Annotated in this window: 4 protein-coding genes; 2 read left to right on the forward strand and 2 right to left on the reverse strand. The window is 72.3% G+C overall.

All coding sequences use genetic code 11. The features are described from left to right. Positions 1 to 114: 114 nt before the first annotated feature. Complete coding sequence (locus HO151_RS02065; protein WP_173894419.1) at positions 115 to 624, reverse strand: ATP-binding protein; 510 nt, start codon at positions 622 to 624, stop codon at positions 115 to 117. A gap of 129 nt (positions 625 to 753) precedes the next feature. Beyond that, the gene (locus HO151_RS02070) at positions 754 to 1,440 is read right to left on the reverse strand and encodes an HdeD family acid-resistance protein (protein WP_173894416.1); all 687 of its coding nucleotides are present in this window, start codon (positions 1,438 to 1,440) and stop codon (positions 754 to 756) included. A gap of 98 nt (positions 1,441 to 1,538) precedes the next feature. Between HO151_RS02070 and HO151_RS02075 the strand changes: the two genes are divergently transcribed. Together HO151_RS02075 and HO151_RS02080 are read left to right on the forward strand one after the other, a co-directional pair. Then, complete coding sequence (locus HO151_RS02075; RefSeq protein ID WP_173894417.1) at positions 1,539 to 2,300, forward strand: enoyl-CoA hydratase/isomerase family protein; 762 nt, start codon at positions 1,539 to 1,541, stop codon at positions 2,298 to 2,300. A gap of 87 nt (positions 2,301 to 2,387) precedes the next feature. Further along, positions 2,388 to 4,673, forward strand: a 2,286-nt coding sequence (locus tag HO151_RS02080) for a Tex family protein (protein ID WP_173894418.1), incomplete at its 3' end; no start/stop codon positions are given.

Here is a 4,673-nt window from a genome sequence, read left to right on the forward strand (position 1 = left end):
GGCGGGGTACGGCCGCGGACCGGTGCGGGCTCGGACCGGTATGAGCCGGTACGGCCGCGGGCCGGTGCGGGGCCCCGCACCCCCGGCGGGGTGCGGCTCGCCCTCCGCCTGCCCTCAGCGCATCCGCGCGGTGGCGAGGGGCAGGGCCGACCAGATCACCTTGCCGCCCGACGCCGTGTGCTCCACGTCGCACACCCCGCCCGCCTCGTGCGTGATCTCCCGGACCAGCAGGAGGCCGCGTCCACCGGTCCGGCCGTGGTCGGTCTCCAGGGCCGTCGGCCGGTAGGGGTGGTTGTCCTCGACGGAGACCCGTACCCACTCGGCGCCGACGGCGACCTCGACGGCGAGCGTCGGGGAGAGCACCGCCGCGTGCCGGACCGCGTTGGTCACCAGCTCGGAGACGATCAGCAGCAGCCCCTGGACGATGTCGTCCGGGACGGGTACGCCCTGGCGGGCCAGCAGGTCACGGACCGCGTGCCGGGCCTGCGGCACCGAGGCTTCGACGGCGGGGGCGGTGAACCGCCAGACCCCCTCGTACGGCAGTGGGCCGGGTGGTCTCCTCTCGGAGGGCGGCTCCCCGCCGTCCTCAGGACGGAGGCCCGGCCCCCGCCCCTGGTCGTCCATCGTCCGGTCGCCGCCCTTGCGCTCGATTGTCACCACACGTCGAGTGTTGGTAACGCGCTGGTCCATACCGGATAACTGAGCAGAAGTCAGCGGATATCGCCGGTTTTTGATCGCTCACGAAAAACATCGTCAACTGAGCGGCGACCCATGTCCGTCTTGTGTCGATTCCGGAACTCTTCCGGTTGTACGGGTTTGGTCCGCGACGAGACTCACGATGTGCCGGCCGCCGTACCCGGTCGCCACCAGGCCGAGCCCGTCGAAGAGCAGCGCGAGCGAGAAGAACGTGCCGATGGCGTACTTGCTGCTGCTCGGCCAGGACGCGAGCACGAGGATGCCGAGCAGCAGGCCGAAGGCCCCCTGGACGAGGGACCAGCCGAACTGCGGGCCGCGCACCACCAGGCTGCCCACCAGCCGGAAGACCCCGCCGGTCAGGAAGAGCAGCGCGGCGAACATGGTCAGCGCCTCGGCGGCCGCCCCGGGCTTGGTGACGACCACGATGCCGGCCGCGATGTTCAGGGCCGCCACCACGACCCCGAGCCAGAAGAAGTTGGAGGCGCGGGCCTGCACCGCGTGCAGCAGGCCGACCACGCCGCCGATCAGCAGCAGCCAGCCGAACAGCAGCATCGAGGTCAGCGTGGCGAATCCCGTGTAGAGGAGCCCCACCAGGCCGGCGAGCACCAGGATCACCCCGAGCGCGGCGAGCCAGCCGAAGCTGCGGCTGAGCTTCGCGGTCCCGTCCTCCGGCGTGGCCGCTGCGGGCTCCGCTGCTGACTTCTCTGCGGACCTGTCTGCGGATCTGAGCCTGAACCTGGCCATCAGCGCCTCCTCGGACCTGCGTGCCTGCCCTCGGTGCCCTCACGCCTACCCGCCCCCTTCTTGATCGTACGTTCGCGCGGGACGGATAGCATCCGGCCATGGAGCCGCAGCTGCTGCACAGCGTCGCCGACGGGGTCGCCACCGTCGTCATCCACCATCCGGCGAAGCGCAACGCCATGACGGCGGACATGTGGCGGGCGCTGCCTCCCCTGCTCGACGCGCTGGCCGCCGACCCGGCCGTCCGGGTGCTGGTGCTCACCGGGGAGGGCGGGACGTTCTGCGCCGGCGCCGACATCTCCTCGCTGCGGGGCTCGGCCGTGGAGGCGCAGGGCCTCGCCGTGGGGGCGGAGGAGGCGCTCGCCGCGTTCCCGAAGCCGACGCTGGCCGCCGTACGCGGCCACTGCGTGGGCGGCGGGTGCCAGCTCGCGGCGGCGTGCGACCTGCGCTTCGCGGACGAGGGGGCGTCCTTCGGGATCACCCCGGCGAAGCTGGGGATCGTCTACGCGGCCTCCTCCACCCGGCGCCTGGTGTCCCTGGTCGGCCCGGCCACCGCCAAGTACCTGCTGTTCTCGGGCGAGTTGATCGGCGCGGAACGCGCGCTGCGCACCGGTCTGGTGGACGAGGTGCTGCCGGCCGGCGACCTGGACGGGCGGGTCGCGGAGTTCGGGCGGATCCTGGTGTCCCGCTCGCAGCTGACGCAGGCCGCGGCGAAGGAGTTCGCCGACGGCCGCACCGACCGCGACGCCTACTGGGCCCGGCAGGCGCGGGACGCCGGAGACACCGCGGAGGGGGTTGCCGCCTTCCTGGAGCGCCGGCCGGCCGACTTCACCTGGACGGCGCCGGCCGCCCGGAGGGGATGAGGAGGCCGGCGGCCCTTGATCCCCCGTTGTCGGTGCCACCTGCCACAATTGCCGCGCAACCTCAGTGAAGAAGGCGGTACGGGAATCGTGACCACAGAGCTGCCACCCCTCGCAGGGTCCATCGAAGGCAGGATCGCCGAGGAACTCGGCGTACGGGAGCGGCAGGTCAAGGCGGCCGTCGACTTGCTCGACGGCGGTTCGACGGTGCCCTTCATCGCCCGCTACCGCAAGGAAGCGACCGAGATGCTCGACGACGCGCAGCTGCGCACGCTCGAGGAGCGGCTGCGCTACCTGCGGGAGCTGGAGGAGCGGCGCTCGGCGGTCCTCGACTCGGTGCGCGAGCAGGGCAAGCTCACCGATGAACTGGCGGCGCGGATCCGGGCCGCGGAGACCAAGGCGCGGCTGGAGGACATCTACCTGCCGTTCAAGCCGAAGCGGCGCACGAAGGCGCAGATCGCGCGGGAGGCGGGCCTGGAGCCGCTCGCCGACGGGCTCCTCGGGGACCCGTCCGTCGATCCGGCCGCCGCGGCCGCGGCCTTCGTCGACGCCGGCAAGGGCGTCGCCGACCCGCAGGCCGCCCTGGACGGCGCCCGCGCGATCCTCACCGAGCGGTTCTCCGAGGACGCCGACCTGATCGGCGAGTTGCGCGAGCGCATGTGGACGCGCGGGCGGCTGGCCGCCCGGGTGAAGGAGGGCAAGGAGGAGGCGGGCGCCAAGTTCGCCGACTACTTCGACTTCGCCGAGCCCTTCAAGGACCTGCCCTCGCACCGGATCCTCGCCATGCTGCGCGGTGAGAAGGAGGAGGTCCTGGACCTCGTCCTGGAGCCCGAGGAGCCCTCGGAGCAGCCCGGCCCGTCCTCGTACGAGGGAATCGTCGCGCAGCGCTTCGGCATCGCCGACCGCGGCCGTCCCGCCGACAAGTGGCTGACGGACACGGTCCGCTGGGCCTGGCGCACCCGGCTGCTCGTCCACCTCGGCATCGACCTGCGGCTGCGCCTGCGCACGGCCGCCGAGGACGAGGCCGTCGACGTCTTCGCGGCCAACCTGCGCGACCTGCTGCTGGCCGCCCCGGCGGGCACGCGCACGACGCTGGGCCTCGACCCCGGCTTCCGCACGGGGGTGAAGGTGGCCGTGGTCGACGCGACCGGCAAGGCCGTCGCCACGGACGTCATCCACCCGCACGTCCCGGCGAACAGGTGGGACGAGGCCATCGCGAAGCTCGCCCGCCTCGCGAAGGAGCACGAGGTCGAGCTGATCGCGATCGGCAACGGCACGGCGTCCCGCGAGACGGACAGGCTCGCCGGCGAACTGATCGCGAAGCACCCGGAGCTGAACCTCACCAAGGTGATGGTGTCCGAGGCGGGGGCGTCCGTGTACTCGGCGTCGGCGTTCGCGTCGCAGGAACTGCCCGGCATGGACGTGTCGCTGCGCGGCGCCGTCTCCATCGCGCGACGGCTCCAGGACCCGCTCGCCGAGCTGGTGAAGATCGACCCCAAGTCGATCGGTGTCGGCCAGTACCAGCACGACCTGTCCGAGGTGAAGCTCTCGCGCTCCCTCGACGCGGTCGTCGAGGACTGTGTGAACGGTGTCGGCGTGGACGTGAACACGGCGTCGACGCCGCTGCTCGCCCGGGTCTCCGGCATCACCTCCGGACTCGCCGAGAACATCGTGGCGCACCGCGACGCCAACGGCCCGTTCACGTCGCGCACGGCGCTGAAGAAGGTGCCGCGGCTCGGCCCGAAGGCGTACGAGCAGTGTGCGGGCTTCCTGCGGATCCGCGGCGGCGACGACCCGCTGGACGCGTCGTCCGTGCACCCCGAGGCATACCCCGTGGTGCGCCGGATGGTGAAGACCGCGGGGAGCGGGGTCGGCTCGCTGATCGGCAACACGACGGTGCTGCGCTCGCTGCGGCCGGCCGACTTCGTCGACGAGAAGTTCGGTCTGCCGACGGTGACGGACATCCTGCGGGAGCTGGAGAAGCCGGGGCGCGACCCGCGGCCCGCCTTCAGGACCGCCACCTTCAAGGAGGGCGTCGAGAAGATCGCCGACCTGGAGCCGGGGATGGTCCTCGAAGGGGTCGTCACGAACGTGGCCGCCTTCGGCGCCTTCGTGGACGTCGGTGTGCACCAGGACGGTCTGGTGCACGTGTCGGCGATGTCGAAGACGTTCGTCAAGGACCCCCGGGACGTGGTGAAGTCCGGGGACATCGTGCGGGTGAAGGTGCTGGAGGTCGACATTCCGCGCAAGCGGATCTCGTTGAGCCTGCGGCTGGACGACGATGCCTCGTCGGCGGGGCAGGAGGGCGGCGGTGGCTCCGGGCGCCCCCAGCGCGGTGGCGGGCGGCCGCGGCCGCCTCAGCAGCGGGGCCGTTCC

This window comes from Streptomyces sp. 8P21H-1 (genome assembly GCF_013302945.1).